This is a genomic window from Rhodopseudomonas sp. BAL398 (assembly GCF_033001325.1).
Lineage (GTDB): Bacteria > Pseudomonadota > Alphaproteobacteria > Rhizobiales > Xanthobacteraceae > JARJEH01.
In genome coordinates, this window is sequence record NZ_CP133111.1 from 260,154 (window position 1) to 277,723 (window position 17,570).

General features: G+C 64.1%; 19 protein-coding genes. 7 read left to right on the forward strand and 12 right to left on the reverse strand.

Annotated elements, in window-relative coordinates; all coding sequences use genetic code 11:
• Position 1: 1 nt before the first annotated feature.
• Genes RBJ75_RS01155 through RBJ75_RS01180 form a run of 6 tightly spaced genes read left to right on the forward strand, consistent with a single transcriptional unit; the run spans position 2 to position 5,258 of the window.
• Positions 2-1,111, forward strand: coding sequence for a microcin C ABC transporter permease YejB (locus tag RBJ75_RS01155; RefSeq protein ID WP_044413191.1), 1,110 nt, complete (start codon positions 2-4; stop codon positions 1,109-1,111).
• Complete coding sequence (locus RBJ75_RS01160; RefSeq protein ID WP_044413194.1) at positions 1,111-2,289, forward strand: ABC transporter permease; 1,179 nt, start codon at positions 1,111-1,113, stop codon at positions 2,287-2,289. The genes RBJ75_RS01155 and RBJ75_RS01160 overlap by 1 nt, the downstream gene beginning before the upstream one ends.
• 35 nt (positions 2,290-2,324) lie before the next feature.
• Positions 2,325-2,540: a hypothetical protein gene (locus RBJ75_RS01165; RefSeq protein ID WP_152647753.1), complete on the forward strand. Its 216-nt coding sequence runs from the start codon at positions 2,325-2,327 to the stop codon at positions 2,538-2,540.
• A gap of 23 nt (positions 2,541-2,563) precedes the next feature.
• Entirely contained in the window at positions 2,564-2,980 is a 417-nt protein-coding gene (locus tag RBJ75_RS01170; RefSeq protein WP_160297943.1) for a type II toxin-antitoxin system VapC family toxin, read from the forward strand.
• Positions 2,980-4,617, forward strand: a complete 1,638-nt coding sequence (locus RBJ75_RS01175) for an ABC transporter ATP-binding protein (RefSeq protein WP_173427366.1) — start codon at positions 2,980-2,982, stop codon at positions 4,615-4,617. The genes RBJ75_RS01170 and RBJ75_RS01175 overlap by 1 nt, the downstream gene beginning before the upstream one ends.
• A gap of 8 nt (positions 4,618-4,625) precedes the next feature.
• Positions 4,626-5,258 carry an NUDIX domain-containing protein gene (locus RBJ75_RS01180; RefSeq protein WP_044413199.1) on the forward strand — a complete coding sequence of 211 codons (633 nt, stop codon included), beginning with the start codon at positions 4,626-4,628 and terminating at the stop codon, positions 5,256-5,258.
• Here RBJ75_RS01180 and RBJ75_RS01185 read toward each other — a convergent pair.
• Both RBJ75_RS01185 and RBJ75_RS01190 read right to left on the reverse strand, forming a co-directional pair.
• A complete protein-coding gene (locus tag RBJ75_RS01185; protein WP_044413202.1) occupies positions 5,242-6,087 on the reverse strand; it encodes a C40 family peptidase in 846 nt (281 codons plus the stop codon). The genes RBJ75_RS01180 and RBJ75_RS01185 overlap by 17 nt on opposite strands.
• Positions 6,080-7,462: a leucyl aminopeptidase family protein gene (locus RBJ75_RS01190; RefSeq protein WP_044413204.1), complete on the reverse strand. Its 1,383-nt coding sequence runs from the start codon at positions 7,460-7,462 to the stop codon at positions 6,080-6,082. Before RBJ75_RS01190 ends, RBJ75_RS01185 begins: the two co-directional genes overlap by 8 nt.
• Before the next feature lie 127 nt (positions 7,463-7,589).
• Between RBJ75_RS01190 and RBJ75_RS01195 the strand changes: the two genes are divergently transcribed.
• The gene (locus tag RBJ75_RS01195) at positions 7,590-8,381 is read left to right on the forward strand and encodes a tetratricopeptide repeat protein (protein ID WP_044413207.1); all 792 of its coding nucleotides are present in this window, start codon (positions 7,590-7,592) and stop codon (positions 8,379-8,381) included.
• A gap of 42 nt (positions 8,382-8,423) precedes the next feature.
• Here RBJ75_RS01195 and RBJ75_RS01200 read toward each other — a convergent pair whose 3' ends face one another.
• The 10 genes from RBJ75_RS01200 to RBJ75_RS01245 form a co-directional block, all read right to left on the reverse strand.
• Entirely contained in the window at positions 8,424-9,398 is a 975-nt protein-coding gene (locus RBJ75_RS01200) for a type II secretion system F family protein (protein ID WP_044413210.1), read from the reverse strand.
• A gap of 9 nt (positions 9,399-9,407) precedes the next feature.
• The gene (locus tag RBJ75_RS01205; protein WP_044408464.1) at positions 9,408-10,388 is read right to left on the reverse strand and encodes a type II secretion system F family protein; all 981 of its coding nucleotides are present in this window, start codon (positions 10,386-10,388) and stop codon (positions 9,408-9,410) included.
• An 11-nt stretch (positions 10,389-10,399) separates the two neighbouring features.
• Positions 10,400-11,881, reverse strand: a complete 1,482-nt coding sequence (locus RBJ75_RS01210) for a CpaF family protein (RefSeq protein WP_044408466.1) — start codon at positions 11,879-11,881, stop codon at positions 10,400-10,402.
• A gap of 21 nt (positions 11,882-11,902) precedes the next feature.
• Entirely contained in the window at positions 11,903-13,162 is a 1,260-nt protein-coding gene (locus RBJ75_RS01215) for a CpaE family protein (RefSeq protein WP_044408468.1), read from the reverse strand.
• Positions 13,159-13,881: a CpaD family pilus assembly protein gene (locus RBJ75_RS01220; RefSeq protein WP_080900957.1), complete on the reverse strand. Its 723-nt coding sequence runs from the start codon at positions 13,879-13,881 to the stop codon at positions 13,159-13,161. Before RBJ75_RS01220 ends, RBJ75_RS01215 begins: the two co-directional genes overlap by 4 nt.
• A 19-nt stretch (positions 13,882-13,900) precedes the next feature.
• Positions 13,901-15,328 carry a type II and III secretion system protein family protein gene (locus RBJ75_RS01225; protein ID WP_234707357.1) on the reverse strand — a complete coding sequence of 476 codons (1,428 nt, stop codon included), beginning with the start codon at positions 15,326-15,328 and terminating at the stop codon, positions 13,901-13,903.
• A 14-nt stretch (positions 15,329-15,342) separates the two neighbouring features.
• Positions 15,343-16,137, reverse strand: a complete 795-nt coding sequence (cpaB, locus tag RBJ75_RS01230) for a Flp pilus assembly protein CpaB (protein WP_044408470.1) — start codon at positions 16,135-16,137, stop codon at positions 15,343-15,345.
• Between the two features lie 124 nt (positions 16,138-16,261).
• The gene (locus tag RBJ75_RS01235) at positions 16,262-16,786 is read right to left on the reverse strand and encodes a prepilin peptidase (RefSeq protein ID WP_044408472.1); all 525 of its coding nucleotides are present in this window, start codon (positions 16,784-16,786) and stop codon (positions 16,262-16,264) included.
• A gap of 91 nt (positions 16,787-16,877) precedes the next feature.
• Positions 16,878-17,126 carry a hypothetical protein gene (locus RBJ75_RS01240; RefSeq protein WP_152647657.1) on the reverse strand — a complete coding sequence of 83 codons (249 nt, stop codon included), beginning with the start codon at positions 17,124-17,126 and terminating at the stop codon, positions 16,878-16,880.
• A 19-nt stretch (positions 17,127-17,145) separates the two neighbouring features.
• Entirely contained in the window at positions 17,146-17,319 is a 174-nt protein-coding gene (locus RBJ75_RS01245) for a Flp family type IVb pilin (protein ID WP_044408475.1), read from the reverse strand.
• Between the last annotated feature and the right edge of the window lie 251 nt (positions 17,320-17,570).

The window sequence follows — 17,570 nt, forward strand, 5'->3', positions numbered from 1 at the left end:
CATGAGCGCCTATATCGCCCGCCGTATCCTGCTGATGTTTCCGACGCTGCTGGGGATTCTGTTCGTCTCCTTCGTGGTGGTGCAGTTCGCGCCCGGCGGACCGGTGGAGCGGGTGATCGCGCAATTGTCGGGCGCCGACACCGGCGCGGCGTCGCGGATCTCGGGCTCATCCGGCGGCGATTTCGGCGCCCGCAGCCAGGTCGGCGCCGCCTCCGACGCGGTGAACTCGAAATATCGCGGCGCCCAGGGGCTCGATCCGGCTTTCGTCAAGAGCCTGGAAAAGCAGTTCGGCTTCGACAAGCCGGCGCCGGAGCGCTTCGCGCTGATGTTGTGGAATTTCGCCCGGTTCGATTTCGGCAAGAGCTATTTCCGCGACGTCAGCGTGCTGCAGCTGATCAAGGAGAAGCTGCCGGTGTCGATGTCGCTCGGGATCTGGATGACGCTATTGACCTATCTGATCTCGATTCCGCTCGGCATCCGCAAGGCGGTGAAGGACGGCTCGAAATTCGACACCTGGACCTCGGCGGTGATCATCATCGGCTTTGCGATCCCGGGGTTTCTGTTCGCGATTCTGCTGATCATCCTGTTCGCGGGCGGTTCGTTCTGGAGCATCTTCCCGCTGCGCGGGCTGACCTCGGACGGCTGGAGCGAGTTTCCATGGTATTGGAAGATCATCGACTATTTCTGGCACATCACGCTGCCGCTGATCTCGATGGTGCTCGGCGCCTTCGCCACCATGACGCTGTTGACCAAGAACTCGTTCCTCGATGAAATCCGCAAGCAATATGTCATGACCGCGCGCGCCAAGGGCTGCAGCCAGACCCAGGTGCTGTACGGTCACATCTTCCGCAACGCGATGCTGATCGTGATCGCCGGCTTTCCGGGCGCCTTCATCAGCGCGTTTTTCTCCGGATCGCTGCTGATCGAAACCATCTTTTCGCTCGACGGGCTCGGTCTGCTCGGCTTCGAGAGCGTGCTCAACCGCGATTATCCGGTGGTGTTCGGCACGCTGTTCATTTTTTCGCTGGTCGGGCTTGTGGTCAATCTGGTCTCCGATCTGGCCTATATGTGGGTCGACCCGCGGATCGATTTCGAGGCGCGGGAGGTCTGATGACGATTGCCGCGCGCAAACCGCTCGAGAGCACCACGGAAGCGCCAATGGGCGAGGCCGTGCCGCCGACGCGTCACCGCCTCAGCGTGTCGCCGCTGAATCGCCGGCGCTGGCAGAATTTCAAGGCCAATCGCCGCGGCTATTGGTCGTTCTGGATCTTCCTGCTGCTGTTTTTCGTCTCGCTGTTCGCCGAATTGATCGCCAATGACCGGCCGTTCCTGATCAAGTTCGACGGCAAATTGTATTTCCCGGCCTTCGTCAGCTATCCCGAGACCGCTTTCGGCGGCGATTTCGAGACCGCGGCGGATTATCGCGATCCCTATTTGAAAAAGCTGATCGCCGACAAGGGCGGCACCGTGGTCTGGCCGCTGATCCGCTATTCCTACGACACCCACAATCTCGATCTGCCGACGCCGGCGCCGTCGAAGCCGACCTGGCTGCTGACCGAGGCGCAGTGCAAGCAGGTGGTCGAGAAGAAGGGGCTGAGCGGCTGCCGCGATCTCGAATACAACTGGCTCGGCACCGACGATCAGGGCCGCGACGTGGTGGCGCGGCTGATCTACGGCTTCCGGATCTCGGTATTGTTCGGCCTCAGCCTCACGATCATTTCCTCGATCATCGGCGTGGCCGCGGGAGGCGTGCAGGGTTACTTCGGCGGCTGGGTCGATCTGGGCTTCCAGCGTTTCATCGAGGTGTGGAGCGCGATCCCGTCGTTGTATCTGCTGTTGATCCTGTCTTCGGTGCTGGTGCCGGGCTTCTTCGTGCTGCTGGGCATCCTGCTGCTGTTCTCCTGGGTGTCGCTTGTCGGATTGGTGCGCGCCGAATTCCTGCGCGGGCGCAATTTCGAATACATCATGGCGGCGCGGGCGCTCGGTGTCTCCAATGCCAAGATCATGATGCGGCATCTGCTGCCGAACGCCATGGTGGCGACCATGACGTTTCTGCCCTTCATCGTGTCGTCCTCGGTGATGACGCTGACCGCGCTGGACTTCCTCGGCTTCGGCCTGCCGCCGGGCTCGCCGTCGCTCGGCGAATTGCTGGCCCAGGGCAAGGCCAACGTCCAGGCGCCGTGGCTCGGCTTCACCGGCTTCTTCGCGGTGGCGATCATGCTGTCGCTGCTGATCTTCATCGGCGAAGGCGTCCGCGACGCCTTCGACCCCCGCAAGACGTTTCGGTGAGGGTGTGGTAGGGTCGGCGGGGAAGGAGCGCGATCATGAACAAGATAGTCAGAGATTACCCGGTTGATCAGCTTCCTGCCGATCTGCGGGAGGGCTTGCCCGAACATGGCCAGGTCGAGATTGAATTCAGGTTGAAGGATCAGCCCGAGCCGCGTGTGCTGCTCGCGCCGCTGGTCGGGTCGGTTCCAAATATTCACGGCAGCGACGAGGAGGTCATCCGCTACATTCGTGAGCTGCGCGACGATCGCTGATGTGGACACGCTACCAGGATCGGTTGATCTATCTCGATGCGAACTTCTTCATCTATGCGATCGAGCAGGGCAGTCGCTGGACCGAGGTCATGCGAAAGATTTTGAGCGCGATCGACGCCAAAGCGCTGCGGGCCGTCACCTCGGAATTGACGATTGCCGAAGTCATGCCGAAGCCGGTCGCGCTCAGAAATCCGGATTATATCTCCAAGTACGAGGTGTTGTTCTCGCCGCCCAGTCCGATTGTCACGTTGCCGGTCAGCCGCGACATTCTTCTGGCATGTTGTCACGTTCAAGCAGAGCTCGGAATCAAGCCCATGGATGCGATCCACGTCGCGACCGCGAAGTCGGCGGGATGTCATTATTTTCTGACCGAAGACCACCGTCTTGGCCGGACGCTGACAGGCGACCTGACCTGGCTCAAAATGAGTGACCTCGCCTGATGGACGTCGTCAACCAGCCCTTGCTCTCCGTCGACGACCTCTCGGTGGCGTTTCACCAGCCCAGCGGTGCGTCGATCGCGGTCGATCATGTGTCGTTCGAGATCAGGCGCGGCGAATGCGTGGCGCTGGTCGGCGAGTCGGGCTCCGGCAAATCGGTCAGCGCGTTATCGATCCTGAAGCTGCTGCCCTATCCGACCGCGTCGCATCCGTCGGGCAGCATCCACTTCAAGGGACGCGAACTGCTGACCATGTCGGAGCAGGAGATTCGCGGCATTCGCGGCAACGAGATTTCGATCATCTTCCAGGAGCCGATGACCTCGCTCAACCCGCTGCACACCATCGAGGCGCAGATCGCCGAGATTCTGCGGCTGCATGGTGGGGCGCGCGGCGCCAAGGCGCGGGCGCGGACGCTGGAGCTCTTGACCCACGTCGGGATTCCCGAGCCTGAGACCAGGCTTGCGAGCTATCCGCATCAATTGTCCGGCGGGCAGCGCCAGCGGGTGATGATCGCGATGGCGCTCGCCAACGAGCCCGACCTGTTGATCGCCGACGAGCCGACCACCGCGCTCGACGTCACCGTGCAGGCCCAGATCCTCACATTGCTGGCGGAGATCCGGGCGCGGCTCGGCATGAGCCTGCTGTTCATCACCCATGATCTCGGCATCGTGCGACGGATTGCCGACGTGGTCTGCGTGATGAATGGCGGCAAGATCGTCGAGCATGGCCCGGTCGAGCAGGTCTTCACCGCGCCGCAGCATCCCTATACCCGCGCGCTGCTCGCCGCCGAGCCGAAGCCCGATCCGGCGCCGCCGCGGCCCGACGCGCCGGTGGTGATGTCGACCGACGATCTGAAGGTCTGGTTTCCGATCAAGCGCGGTTTTCTGCGCAAGACCGTCGGCCATATCAAGGCGGTCGACGGCGTCACATTGTCGGTGCGCAAGGGCGAGACGCTCGGCGTGGTCGGCGAATCCGGCTCCGGCAAGACCACGCTGGGGCTGGCATTGCTGCGGCTGATCTCGTCCGACGGGCCGATCGTGTTTTTGAGCAATAATATTCAGGGGCTGAAGTTCAAGCAGATGCGGCCGTTCCGCCGCGACATGCAGATCGTGTTTCAGGATCCGTTCGGCGCGCTCAGCCCACGGATGTCGGTCGGCGACATCGTCGCCGAGGGACTCGGGGTGCATCAGCCGGGGCTGTCGGAGGGCGAGCGCGAGGCGCGGGTGATCAAGGCGTTGAACGACGTCGGACTCGATCCGGCGACGCGGTTTCGCTATCCGCATGAATTCTCCGGCGGCCAGCGCCAGCGTATCTCGATCGCGCGGGCCGCCGTGCTGGAGCCGAATTTCGTGGTGCTGGACGAGCCGACCAGCGCCCTCGACATGTTGTTTCAGGCGCAGATGGTCGATCTGCTGCGCGAGCTGCAGCGCAAGCGCGATCTCACCTATATGTTCATCTCCCACGATTTGCGGGTGGTGGCTTCGCTCGCCAGTCATCTGATCGTCATGCGTCAGGGTAAAGTAGTCGAGGAAGGCGAGGCCTCGGAGCTGTTCGCCAACCCCAAGACCGATTATACGCGCGCGCTGTTCGCCGCTGCGTTCCGGCTCGAAGCCGCGCCGGACGGCAGCGTGGCGCCATAGGACCGGCGATGAAAGACGACAGCATCAAGCTTGCGGATGGCAAGGCCGATGTCACGGTGTCGGCGCCCGAACTGATCGGGCAGGGCTTCATGACCTATGAGCGCTACGAGGTATCGTTGCGCCGCGACGGCGAGCCGCCATTGCTGCAGCGACGCGACGTGCTGCGTGCCAGCCGGGTCGCCGCGGTGCTGGCGATCGATCTGGGCCGCGATCAACTGGTGCTGATCCGCCAGTTCCGGCTGCCGGCGCATCTGGCGACCGGGCGCGGCGATATGGTGGAGATCGTGGCCGGACGGGTCGAGCCGGGTGAGAGCCCCGACGCGGCGGCGCGGCGCGAATGCCTCGAGGAAATCGGCGTGGCGCCGCAGCTGGTGGTGGAGCTGTTCAGCGTATTGGCGACGCCCGGCTTTACCGACGAATATGTCACGTTCTTTGCAGGATTCCTCGATTCCGCGGAGATTTTGACGCGCGGAGGTGTTGCTGATGAGGACGAGGACACCCATCCATTTGTGGTGTCGATAGATCAGGCCCTGGCCGCGCTGGAACGCGGCGAGGTGTTGAACGCGCTGCTGGTCAGCGCGCTGCAATGGCTGGCGCTGCATCGCGGCCGGCTGCGGGACTATCTCAGTCGAGCCGCTTGATGGCGGTAACGGCGCTGCCCGCGGCCTTGATCCGGGCGATGGCATCGATCGTGGGCTCGATCGCCGTTGCCATGTGATGGGCGTTGGCATGCACGATGGTGGCGGCGTCGCGGACGATCGCCACATGGCCTTTCCAGAACATCAGGTCACCGCGCTGTAGATCGGATAGCTGCGACAGCGGCAGCGCGCGTCCAAGGCTTTCTTGCTGCATGTCGCTGTCGCGCGGACAGCCGATGCCGGAGGCGTTGAGCGCGACCTGCACCAGCCCCGAGCAATCGATGCCGAGGCTGGTCTTGCCGCCCCACAGATAGGGCGTGCCGACAAAGCGCTCGGCGACGGCGACGAAATCCGGCTCGAGACTTGCCAATTCGGCGACGTGGCAGCGCGGGATGTGGTGGCCATTGGCGGTGATGACAAAGGCGCCGTCGTCGCGCGCCACCGCGATCCTGGCGCCGAGCGGCAACGTATCGACCGGAGGCAGCTTGATCGAGGGGCCGGGGAAGGCGAAGGTCCGCAGCGCCGTGACCTTGTGGGTCGGCTCCGCGCCGGGCCGGTATAGCGCGATGTCCGGCAGCCAGCCGACATAGCCGTCGCTGATCAATTGCCCCCAGGCCCAGCCTTCCTCGGTGCGGTCGTAGACCGTGACGCGTTCGCCGCGCAGCGCCTGGGTGTCCAGCATCGCGCCGGAAAACGGCTCGCGGCGCAGCGGCGCGACGCCGTCGAACACCTCGAATTCCTCGCCGGTGACGAAGCGTTTCGCCGCGACCTTGCCCTCGAGATATGTCGCGGCAAGATCGCCCCGCGCCGGCGTCAGCCGCGGATCATCCATAGCGCTGGCTCAGCAGCGCGAAGATGGCGCGCGCGGCCTGGCATTCGCCGCCTTCGGGACGGCCGGGCTTGGCCTTCGGCGTCCAGCCATAGATGTCGACATGCAGCCAGCTCTTGGCGTGCTCGACAAAGCGCTGCAGGAACAGCGCGCAGGTGATCGAGCCGGCAAAACCGCCGGACGGCGCGTTGTTGATCGTCGCCACCTTGGAATCCAGCCACGCATCATAGGGCGCCCATAGCGGCAGCCGCCATAGCGGATCGTTCTCCGCCTTGGCGCAGCGGGCGAGGTCCAGCGCCAGCGTCTCGTCATTGGTGTAGTAGGGCGGCAGGTCTGGGCCGAGTGCGACCCGCGCCGCGCCGGTCAGGGTGCCGAGATCGATCAGCAGATCCGGCGCCTCTTCGTCCGCATAGGCCAGCGCATCGGCCAGCACCAGGCGACCCTCGGCGTCGGTATTGCCGATTTCCACGGTCGGCCCCTTGCGCGAGGCGAATACATCGAGCGGCCGCATCGCATTGCCGGCCACCGCATTCTCGACCGCGGGGATCAGCACGCGGAGCCGGACTTTCAGCTTGGCGTCCATCACCATCGAGGCCAGCGCCAGCACATTGGCGGCGCCGCCCATATCCTTCTTCATGATCAGCATGCCGCCGGACGGCTTGAGATCGAGTCCGCCGGTGTCGAAACACACGCCCTTGCCGACCAGCGTCACCTTGGGATGGGTCGGGTCGCCCCAGCAAAAATCGATCAGCCGCGGCGCGCGCGCTGACGCCACGCCGACCGCATGGATCAACGGGAAATTTTTCCGGGTGAGGTCGTCGCCGACGATGCAATCGAACGTGGCGCCGAAGCGTTGCGCCAGCAGCTGCGCCGCGCTCGACAGCTCTTCGGGCCCCATGTCGTTGGACGGGGTATTGATCAGGTCGCGCGCCAGCATCGCCGCCGCGGCGATGCGTTCGATCGCCGCGATATCGACACCGGCCGGTGCGACCAGCCTGACATCGGGCGTCTCGGTCTTGCGATAGCGGCCGAATTTGTAGCAGCCCAGCGCGAAGGCCAGCGCCGCCAGACGCATGTCGTGCGGCGCATCGGCGAAGCGATAGAGCCCCGGCGGCAGCAGGCCCGGCAGTTGTCCGGCCCGGAACGGGTCGTGCGATTTCGCGGCGGGGTCGTCGAGGCCGAACAGCACCGCCGCGATGTCGCCGGTCGGCGACGGCAAAGCGAGCAACTGGCCGGGTTTGGCGGTGTAGCCATTGGCCCTGGCGAAGCGCTGAGCGGCCTCCGGAAGCGTGGCGCAGACCGCGTCCCACTCTGCCTTGGTGACCAGGGAAATCGGAACGGCGTTGGGCTCCGATGCGGCGGCGAAGATGGCATGCATAGCGGTGAGGTCTTTCGAACATGGCGCCGCGCTCGGGCGCGGCGGCGATTAACCAGACATTAGGGTTAACGGACTATTGCTAAAGGAGATTTAGCCCGGTCCGTCGGCTCTTGCGAGTTAAAGTGTCATGCGTCAGCCCCCTTGTCTTGCCCGCATTGTTGCCACCGCGGCCGTATCCGCGATCCTGGCCACGGGCCTCGCCGGCTGCCAGACCGCGGGGATGCCGGACATCACAGGTTCGCTTGGCGCCCGGGCCCAAGCAAGGCCCGACACCGATCCGTATCGGACTGTGCAGATCGACGGCGAACGATACCGCGCCAATCCCAAGGATGCGCAAGCGGCGCTACGCTATGGCCAGGCGCTGCGCGTCACCGGCCAGCGCGCCCAGGCGGTCGCCGTGCTCGAACAGGCCACGCTCTCCCATCCCGGCAACAAGACCTTGCTGGCCGCCTATGGGCGCGCTTTGGCCGACAACGGCAATTTCAAGCTGGCTTTCGAGACCCTGTCGCACGCCCATACCCCACAAAATCCGGATTGGCGCATCCTGTCGGTGCAGGGCACCGTGCTCGACCAGATGGGGCGCAGCGCCGAGGCGCGGCAATATTATGCGAGCGCGCTGAAGATCGCGCCGGGCGAACCCTCGGTGCTGTCGAATCTGGGGCTGTCCTATGTGCTGACCAAGGAGTTGCCCCAGGCCGAGCAGGCGCTGCGCCAGGCCTATGGCAGCGCCAAGGCCGATGCGCGGGTGCGCCAGAATCTGGCCCTGGTGATCGGGCTGCAGGGGCGCTTCGCCGAGGCCGAATCCATCGTGCGGGCCGACCTGCCGCCGGATCAGGCGGCGGCCAATGTCGCCTATCTGCAGCAGATGCTGAACGGCAAGGGCGGCGGCCGTGACCGATCGGCTTCCAACCACTCCTGAGTAACACCGTGGCGGCCCGCGCGGCGGGCGTCGCCGGCCGCCTTACTGCATCGCCGCGACCTTGATGCCGGTCGGTCCGAGAATGACCACGAACAGCACCGGCAGGAAGAACAGGATCATCGGCACCGTCAGCTTCGGCGGCAACGCCGCCGCCTTCTTCTCGGCTTCGTTCATCCGCATGTCGCGGTTTTCCTGCGCCATCACCCGCAGGCTGTGGCCGAGCGGGGTGCCGTAGCGCTCCGATTGCTGCAAAGCGAGACAGACCGACTTCACGCCCTCGAGGCCGGTGCGCTTGGCCAGGTTCTCATAGGCGACCTTGCGGTCCTGCAGATAGGACAGTTCGGCGGTGGTCAGGGTGAATTCCTCGGCCAGCGGAATCGACTGCGATCCGATCTCAAGGCTGACCTTGCGGAACGCCGCTTCGATCGACATGCCGGACTCGACGCAGATCAGCAGCAGATCGAGCGCATCCGGAAACGCCCGCTTGATCGAGAGCTGGCGCTTGGTGATGGCGTTGCGCAGGAACAGCATCGGCGCCTGCATGCCGAGATACACCGCCGCGATGCAGATGCCGATCTTGATCGGCGTCGACTGCTGCATGTGCGCGATCACGAACACGTAGAGGGCGGCGCCGACCCCGAACAGGATCGGCGTCACCAAACGGAAGAACAGGAAGGTGACATAGGGGGCCTGGCCGCGATAGCCGGCCATCACCAGCTTGTCGAGCGCGGTTTCCTGGGCGACCCATTTGCTGAGATTGAAGCCATCCACCACCTTGGAGATGAACTGCTTGGGCGCGGTGCGCAGCGAGATCTTTTCGGTCTTGGTGAGGCGGTCGCGCTCGCGTTGGCGAAGCCGCTCGCGCTCGCTAGCGACGGATTTCATGCGCTTGGCCAGCGTTTCTCCCGCGAACAACGGCATCACCAGCGTATAGGCGGTGGCGCTCGCCGCAATGGCGGCCAGCAGCATCGTCATGAACCGCGCGTCGTGAAGCTTGTCGATCAGGAACTCAATCATGCTGCACCATCAGAAGTCGAAGTTGATCATCTTCTTCATTACCAAAATGCCGATCGACATCCACACCACGCAGCCAGCCAGCATCAGCTGCCCGGTCGGATGGGTCCACAGCAGCGAGATGTAATCGGGGGTGGTCAGGTAGACCAGCAGCATCACGATCGGCGGCAGCGACCCGATGATGCCGGCGGACGCCTTGGCTTCCATCGACATCGCCTGGATCTTTTCCGCCATCTTCTTGCGATCTCGCAGCACCTTGGACAGATTGCCGAGCGCTTCCGACAGATTGCCGCCGGATTTTTGCTGAATGGCGATCACGATGCCGAAGAAGTTGGCCTCCGGCAGCGGCATGCGGTCATACAACCGGACGCAGGCGTCGCCGAGCGGAATCCCAATCGCCTGCGTCTCGATGATGGCCATGAACTCGCCCTTGAGCGGCTCGGGCGCGTCGGCGGCGACCACCTTGAGCGAATCGAACAGCGGCAGACCGGCCTTGATGCCGCGGACGATCACATCCACGGCGTCGGGCAGCGCCTTCAGGAACGCCTTTTCCCGCCGCTTCTTGAGAAAGCTCAACGTCCAGCGCGGCAGTCCGAAGCCGGCGGCAAAGGCCAGGCCGGTTGCGGCGATCAGGCCGCCCCCGAACATCAATCCGCCCAGGAAAAATGCCAGGCCGAGTACGCCGGACAGTACGAAGTACTTCTTGGCCGTCCAGTCGAGGCCGGCCTGAGCCAGCCGAACACCAATAGCGACGTTCTTTTGCTTCTTGTGGCGCGCCTCGACTTCCTTCAGCGTGCCTTCGATCTGTTCGCGGCGCGATCGCTGCGACTTGTCGACCTGACGAACCGCCGGTTCCGACCGGGCGAACGAGGCGCGGCGTTGTTCGGATTTCTTTTCGCCGGACAGCGACGGATAGAGAAAGACCCAGGCCACCCCGCCGACGGCAATGGCGGCGAAGAATCCGAGTGAGAGCAATTGCAAATTCGACTGCATCGGCTCGCTCCCTAAATCTCGGTGACGATTTCGGATGCGTCCAGCGCCGCGGCCAACCGCTTCTCCTCGCCGTAATAGCGCGCGCGGTCCCAGAACCGCGGCCTGCCGATTCCGGTGGAGCGATGGCGGCCGATGATGTGACCGTTGGCGTCCTCGCCGATCATGTCGTAGAGGAAAATGTCCTGGGTGATGATGGTGTCGCCTTCCATCCCCATCACCTCGGTGATGTGGGTGATGCGGCGTGAGCCGTCGCGCAGGCGCGCGGCCTGGATCACCACATCGATCGAGGCGCAGATCATCTCGCGGATGGTGCGCGAGGGCAGCGAGAAGCCGCCCATCGTGATCATGGATTCGCAGCGCGACAGTGCCTCGCGCGGATTGTTGGCGTGCAGCGTGCCCATCGAGCCGTCATGGCCGGTGTTCATCGCCTGCAGCAGATCGAAGGCTTCGGGTCCGCGGACTTCGCCGACGATGATCCGCTCCGGCCGCATACGCAGGCAGTTGCGCACCAGCTCGCGCATCGTCACCTGGCCTTCGCCCTCGATGTTGGGCGGCCTTGTTTCCAGCCGCACCACATGCGGCTGCTGCAATTGCAGTTCGGCGGCGTCTTCGCAGGTGATGATACGCTCGTCGTCGTCGATATAATTGGTCAGGCAGTTCAGCAGCGTGGTCTTGCCCGAGCCGGTGCCGCCGGAGATCAGCACGTTGGCGCGGCAGCGGCCGATGATCTGCAGGATCTGCGCGCCTTCCGGCGTGATCGCGCCGAATTTGACCAGCTGATCGAGCGTCAGCTTGTCCTTCTTGAATTTGCGGATGGTCAGCGCGGGCCCGTCGATCGCCAGGGGCGGCACGATGGCGTTGACGCGGCTGCCGTCGGCGAGGCGGGCGTCGCAGATCGGCGAGGATTCATCGACCCGGCGGCCGACCTGGCTGACGATGCGCTGGCAGATGTTCAACAGCTGCTGATTGTCGCGGAACCGGATGCCGGTGCGCTGGATCCGGCCGGCGACTTCGATGAACACCGTGCCGGCGCCGTTGACCATGATGTCGGAGATGTCGTCGCGCGACAGCAACGGCTCCAGCGGGCCGTAGCCCAGAACGTCGTTGCAGATATCGTCGAGCAGTTCTTCCTGTTCGGCGATCGACATCACGATGTTCTTGATGGCGATGATTTCGTTGACGATGTCGCGAATTTCCTCGCGCGCCGACTCGCCATCGAGCTTGGCGAGCTGCGCCAGATCGATCGCTTCGATCAACGCGCCGAAGATCGTGGCCTTGACCTGATAATAAGTATCCGAGCGTCGTCCGTCGATCGGAGGCGCGGGCGGCGCAGAACGGGCCGGCGGCGCCAGCGGCGGAGATGCGACTTTACCGAGCGGCTGGTCGGCGACCGGACGCGACATCACCGCGGCGCTGGACGAGGATTCCGGCGCGCCGGCTCCGGGCTTGAGGCTGCGAACCTCGTTGTCTGCTCCGTTACGCTTGCCAAACACGTCGATACTCCAGGGCGGGCCTCACTTGGTCCACAATTTCTTCAACAACGGCGACAACAGCGAGGTTTTCGGCGCCTTGGTTTCGCCGCGGCCGGTCAAACGCTGCGCGATCTGCAGAAACAGCTCGGTGGTGCGGTGGTTGGCCGCGATCTCGGCGATCATCTGGCCATTGTTGGCGGCGAGGCCGAACATCTGGGCATCGAACGGAATACTAACGATCGGCGGGGCTTCGATCGCCTTGGCGAATTCGCTGGCGTTGATTTCGGGCCGCTTCGGAACGCCGACCTGGTTCAGGCAATACAGCGGTGCACGATCATTCGGCCGCGCCGCCTTCAACAGGTCGAACAGGTTCTTGGTGTTGCGCAGATTGGCGAGGTCGGGGGAGGCCACGATCAGGATGTCGTCGGCGCTGATCAGCGCCCGCTTGGCCCATCCGGACCATTGATGCGGCACGTCGAGCACGATGCAGGGCATCGTCGTGCGCAACGTGTCGAAAATCGAATCGAAGGCGTCGACGCCGAAATCATAGACCCGATCAAGCGTCGCCGGCGCTGCCAGCAGGCTGAGGTGGTCGGTGCATTTCGAGAGCAGGCGGTCGACGAAGGCGGTATCGACGCGGTCCGGCGAGAACACCGCGTCGGCGATCCCTTGCGGCGGATCCTGATTGTAATCGAGTCCCGCGGTGCCGAAGGCGAGATCGAGATCGGCGACGACGGAATCCAATGCCAGATCCCGCGCGATCGCCCACGCCACATTATGGGCGATGGTCGATGCGCCGACCCCGCCTTTGGCCCCGACAATGGCGATGACGCGGCCGACGGCCTTGGCCTCGGGCGCCGAGAACAGGCCGCAGATCGAGCGAACGACGTCGAGCGGGCCGATCGGCGCGATCACATAATCGCTGACGCCGCGGCGAACGAGTTCACGGTACAGCGTGACGTCATTGACCTTGCCGATCACCACGACGCGGGTGCCGGGGTCGCAGACCGTGGCTAGTTGATCCAGCCCGGCCAGGATGTCGCTGCGCGGATCGGTTTCGACGACGATCACGTTCGGCGTCGGCGCCGCGCGATAGGCCTCGATCGCCGCCGCCATGCCGCCCATCTGGATCTTCAGGTGAGCCTTTCCGAGCCGACGGTCTTCGCTGCCGGACTGCACCGCCGCGGCGGTCTCCACGGTTTCGCAGAAGGCCTGGACCGACACCCGCGGCGCCGGCGCGATGTGGTCCTCCTCGACGGTGGCGGTCGGTTCATCCTGATTTTGGCGGGCGTAACTGATCATTTTCCGACTTCGCTGATTGCGGTGGATTTGTTGGCGTCCGGCTTGGCCGTGCGGTAGGTGTCGAAAATGGTCGACCGGCGTGCGGTGTAGGCCGGCGTCTCGGGGCGCGGCTGGACCAGATCAGAGGGGTTGTCGACCATCGCCGCAAGGTTGCGCTGGGTGGCGCAGCCGAAATTCCAGTACTGCTTGTTCTCGAGGTAGCCCTTGTTCTTGATCGAGGGGCCGAGATCTTCGGGCCACAAACCACAAGGGCCGGCGACCGCCGTGATCTTGGGATAGATCAAGCGGATCGGTGCGAACTGCCGCTCGCTGGCGGGGTGATAGTGTCGCACCGTGATCGCACGCGGCGGCACGCCCATGGCGGACAGCTGCGCCTGGATCTCGCGGAAGGAGTCCGCGGCGGCGCGGGCATTGGGAGTCTGCGCCGGCACTTCGGCGACGATCGCGCCGGTGCCTTCGCGCAGCCAGCTCTGCGCCAGCTCGGCGACGTCGGCGCGCTGCGGGCCGGTCAATCCGCCGCGGGCGTTACCGACGAAGATCACCACGGTGCGGTCGGCTTCGCGAATGGCGATTGGATGGCGCTGCCGATAATCGTTGGGAATGCTCGCGGTGACGTCCTGGCTGGTGTGCGTGCAGGCGCCCAGCGTGATCGACAGCCCGATCAGGGCGGCCCCGAGCCGGACGCCGCGCATCGCATTGGCGGGTTTGGTAATCAACATCGTCGTGTCCTCGTCCCGCCTAGTCAGTGATGAAGCCGTATGTGCCGCGATAGGTCTGGGTCGGTTCGCTCCGCCCCGGAACGCCGTAGATCCGGTTGATGTTGCCGAGCAGATCCGACTGCGGATCGGATGCATCGGCGAAGCCGTCATCCGGGCGCGACAGGTCCTTCTGAGCCACGGCCCTGACGACGTAGGGCGTCACCATCACCATCAATTCGGTTTGATTGTTGATGTAGTCGCGGCTGCGGAACAGGGTGCCGAGCACCGGGATCTGCGACATTCCCGGCAGGCCGTTGATGGCCTGCTTGGTCTGTTGCTGGATCAGGCCGGCCATCGCCATCGTGCCGCCCGAGGGAATTTCCAGCGTGCTTTCGACCCGCCGGGTCTTGATCGACGGGATGATGGTTCCGCTCAGCGTCACCGAATTTTCCTGCGACACCTCCGAGACCTCTGTCATCACCTTGAGGCTGATCCGGCCTTCGGTCATGACGACGGGGGTGAAGTTCAGCATGATGCCGAACTTCTTGAAGGTGATCGTTGGCTGCAGCGTCTTGGAGTCGACGCCGCTCGGAACCGGAAATTCGCCGCCGACGAGGAATGCGGCGGTTTCCCCGGAAATCGCCGTCAGGTTCGGCTCCGCGAGGGTCCGCACAACGCCGGCCGTCTCCATCGCCCGCAGCGTCGCGGTGACCGACGGCGTGGAGCCGAAGGAGGTGGTGAGGGAGTTCGCCGGAGTCCCGGAGTAGCCGAACGCGTTCTTGGTGTTGAAATTCACCACGGCGGTGCCGTAGTTCATGCTGGCGCTGAGATCGACGCCGAGCTGCTTGACGATGTTGCGCTGGACCTCGGCGACGGTGACTTTCAGCATCACCTGATCGCGGCCGCGAACCACGATGCTGTTGACCACCTTGGAAGCGTCGCCGGTCAGCCGCGCGGCAAGATCGCCGGCCTGTTGGGCTTCGATCGGGCTCGACACCGAGCCGGACAGCATCACGCCCTCGCCGAGTCCTTCGATGTGGATGTCGGCGCCGGGCAGCGCCTGCTTCAACGCGGCACGGACGCCGTTGAGATCGCGGGTCACGGCGATGTCGTAGGCGGCGATCTGCTGGCCGCTGGAATCGAAGAAGATGATGTTGGTCTGGCCCACCGCCGCGCCGATGATGTAAGCGCGCTGTGCGGAGCGGACCACCGCATTGGCGATCTTCGGGTCGGCGACGAGGACGTCTTTGATGTCGCGGGGCAGGTCGACCACCAGGGATTTGCCGATACCGAGCGCGAGAAAGCGGGCATTCAGGTTCGACCCGCCGCTGGCGATCGGCGCCGCGCGATAGTCGCTCGCCAGCACCGGATTCAGGGCAGGGACCAGCATCAGAACCGCGGCGGCCGAGAATGCCATCGCGCGCGCCAGCAGACGCGGCATCAAACGGTGCTTGTTTGCGCGGTTCATATCGCGTCCTCTGGTCACTTCTGCATCGTCGTGGTGGTGGAAACGCCGTAGCGGACGACGTTGATGCTGTCGCGCTTGGCACGGTGTTCGTTGCTGGTGGATTCGGCGGCACTGGCGTCGGCCAGGCTGCGCAGCGCCAGCGACAGCGTCCCGCTCTGGCGCGCCCGCGCCAGGAATTCGGCTTGCTCCGGCTTCAATTCGAGCGTCGCCGTCTTGCCGACCACGACCTTCTGTCCATTCTTCTCCTCGACGGTCTGGTCGATCGCCAGAACCCGCACATTGCTGAGGATGATTTCCGAGTTGACGGTGTCGGTGGAACCGGGCTGGTCGGGGCTCTTCTCGCGCTTGGATAGGATCACATCGACCCGATCATTCGGCAGGATGAAGCCGCCGGCGCCGGTTTCCGGCGAGATTTCGGTGGAGATCGCGCGCATTCCGGTGGGCAGAATGGCGGCCATGAAGCCGGAGCCGTTGGCCTTCACCAGCTTCTGCTCCCGGATCGGTTCGCCGGCAATGAAAGGCGACCGCGCGATCGATCCGATCAGCTGGGTGGTGGCGTCGGGTCGTTCGCTGCGGCGGATGAAGCTGGAGCTGGTGCTCGAGGCCGGCCAGCTCTGCCACTGCACCTCACCCGGCCCGACCGCCTGGCCGAGCGGAATGTCGGCCTTGGCGACCAGGACGTCGACGGTTGGCATCTGAGCGACCGGCGCACTGGGGGCGGGCGCCGGGCCGGTGCCGCTGGCCAGATAGGCTGCGACGCCGCCGGCCCCGACAGCGATGGTCAGGACGACAATGCGTGCGGTATTCATACGCTTCACTTTCCACATTACGCGGCGACGCACCCGTCGCTGCCATGGGAGTTGACCAGCTATTCGTCAAAGCATGGTTAATGAGGCGTATCTAAATTGTGTGAGCGGAACGCGCCTTTAAGATTCAGGGCAGCGCGAAGCGACCCAGGTCCACGGCCCGGATCCATTCGGTGTGCGGATAGATCATCAGGGCGCCGATCGCCAGCGCGATGCCGTAGGGGATGCCGCTTTCCTTGTTGTGCAGACGCAGCAGCCAGGTTTCGCCAGCGAGTTGATGCGGCAGCGGCCACTCCCTGAATTGCAGCAACGCCAAGGTCAGAGCGCCGCCGAACAGCGAGGCATAGAGCAGATAGTCGAGCAGATGGCCGAAGCCGAACCACAGGCCGGTCGCCGCGGCGATCTTGGCGTCGCCGCCGCCGACCCATCCCATCGCAAAGCAGCCAAAGGCCACGGCGAGAACCGCCAGGCCGGCGCCGGCATGGGACAGCAGATCCTCGCCGCTCATATGGCTCAGGATCGCCAGCACGACGAATCCGGCGACGAGCAGCAACGACACCCGGTTGGAAATCGTCATGGTGAACAGGTCGCTGGCGGCCGCAAATGCCATCAAGGCCGGAAACAACATCAGGCGCAGGATGTCAGCAATCATGATGGGGCTCGGGCGGTTGGGCTTGGACCAAATGGAGGCTGTGCGAATCTATCCCGCAGAAATGAACAATCGGAAAACGACTCGCGGTCGCTCAAATCCTGGTCAATATCCCTGATGCGAGCGCGACGATCGCCAGCAGCAGCGCCGCGCAGACCAGCTTGGTAGCCTCGATTCCGGGGGAGGCGGCCATCCGGGTTTCTACGGGGACAGCGGGAATTTCAGCAACGCCGCGATGAATAATCATGTCGAACCGTCGATAACAACAATCTGGCGCGCCGCGACAATCGCTGCGCTGTGCGTTGAGCGAACAAAAAAGGCCCCGGTTTGCCGAGGCCTTCATTGTCAGTCGATCGAAGGATTTACGGAGCGGTCTTCAGGCTTCCGCTGATGCTCGTGAACGCGGTGTTGAGCTTGGTGCCGATGCCGTTGACCACGGCAATGATCGCCAGCGAGATGCCGGCGGCAATCAGGCCGTATTCGATCGCGGTGGCGCCGGACTCATCCTTGAGGAAGCGCGCAACGATATTGTTCATTGTGATAACTCCATGTGTACACGTGGCTGTCGAACTCATCTGGTCGGTTCGGCGTTCTCAGCACCGCGACCATGACCGCAACCGTATGGTCGGGAAATTGCAGCGCAGTTAATTCGATTGCGGAAACGTGGGTGCATTTCGCTGTTCTTCACTACGGTAAATGCCCTGTTAAATTGATGCAAAAGCGACGCGTCTCGCGCCAACGCAAACGAGGGCAGGCCTGATGGCGCGACTGTCAGCCGGCGCCGAAC

Coding starts and splice junctions, on each gene's coding strand:
- RBJ75_RS01200 (WP_044413210.1), bottom strand. CDS start 9,398: ATGATTGAGTTCCTGATCGACAAGCTTCACGACGCGCGGTTCATGACG.
- cpaB (WP_044408470.1), bottom strand. CDS start 16,137: ATGAATACCGCACGCATTGTCGTCCTGACCATCGCTGTCGGGGCCGGC.
- RBJ75_RS01190 (WP_044413204.1), bottom strand. CDS start 7,462: ATGCATGCCATCTTCGCCGCCGCATCGGAGCCCAACGCCGTTCCGATT.
- RBJ75_RS01215 (WP_044408468.1), bottom strand. CDS start 13,162: ATGATCAGTTACGCCCGCCAAAATCAGGATGAACCGACCGCCACCGTC.
- RBJ75_RS01220 (WP_080900957.1), bottom strand. CDS start 13,881: ATGTTGATTACCAAACCCGCCAATGCGATGCGCGGCGTCCGGCTCGGG.
- RBJ75_RS01165 (WP_152647753.1), top strand. CDS start 2,325: ATGAACAAGATAGTCAGAGATTACCCGGTTGATCAGCTTCCTGCCGAT.
- RBJ75_RS01245 (WP_044408475.1), bottom strand. CDS start 17,319: ATGAACAATATCGTTGCGCGCTTCCTCAAGGATGAGTCCGGCGCCACC.
- RBJ75_RS01160 (WP_044413194.1), top strand. CDS start 1,111: ATGACGATTGCCGCGCGCAAACCGCTCGAGAGCACCACGGAAGCGCCA.
- RBJ75_RS01185 (WP_044413202.1), bottom strand. CDS start 6,087: ATGGATGATCCGCGGCTGACGCCGGCGCGGGGCGATCTTGCCGCGACA.
- RBJ75_RS01235 (WP_044408472.1), bottom strand. CDS start 16,786: ATGATTGCTGACATCCTGCGCCTGATGTTGTTTCCGGCCTTGATGGCA.
- RBJ75_RS01175 (WP_173427366.1), top strand. CDS start 2,980: ATGGACGTCGTCAACCAGCCCTTGCTCTCCGTCGACGACCTCTCGGTG.
- RBJ75_RS01155 (WP_044413191.1), top strand. CDS start 2: ATGAGCGCCTATATCGCCCGCCGTATCCTGCTGATGTTTCCGACGCTG.
- RBJ75_RS01240 (WP_152647657.1), bottom strand. CDS start 17,126: ATGAAGGCCTCGGCAAACCGGGGCCTTTTTTGTTCGCTCAACGCACAG.
- RBJ75_RS01180 (WP_044413199.1), top strand. CDS start 4,626: ATGAAAGACGACAGCATCAAGCTTGCGGATGGCAAGGCCGATGTCACG.
- RBJ75_RS01205 (WP_044408464.1), bottom strand. CDS start 10,388: ATGCAGTCGAATTTGCAATTGCTCTCACTCGGATTCTTCGCCGCCATT.
- RBJ75_RS01225 (WP_234707357.1), bottom strand. CDS start 15,328: ATGAACCGCGCAAACAAGCACCGTTTGATGCCGCGTCTGCTGGCGCGC.
- RBJ75_RS01195 (WP_044413207.1), top strand. CDS start 7,590: ATGCGTCAGCCCCCTTGTCTTGCCCGCATTGTTGCCACCGCGGCCGTA.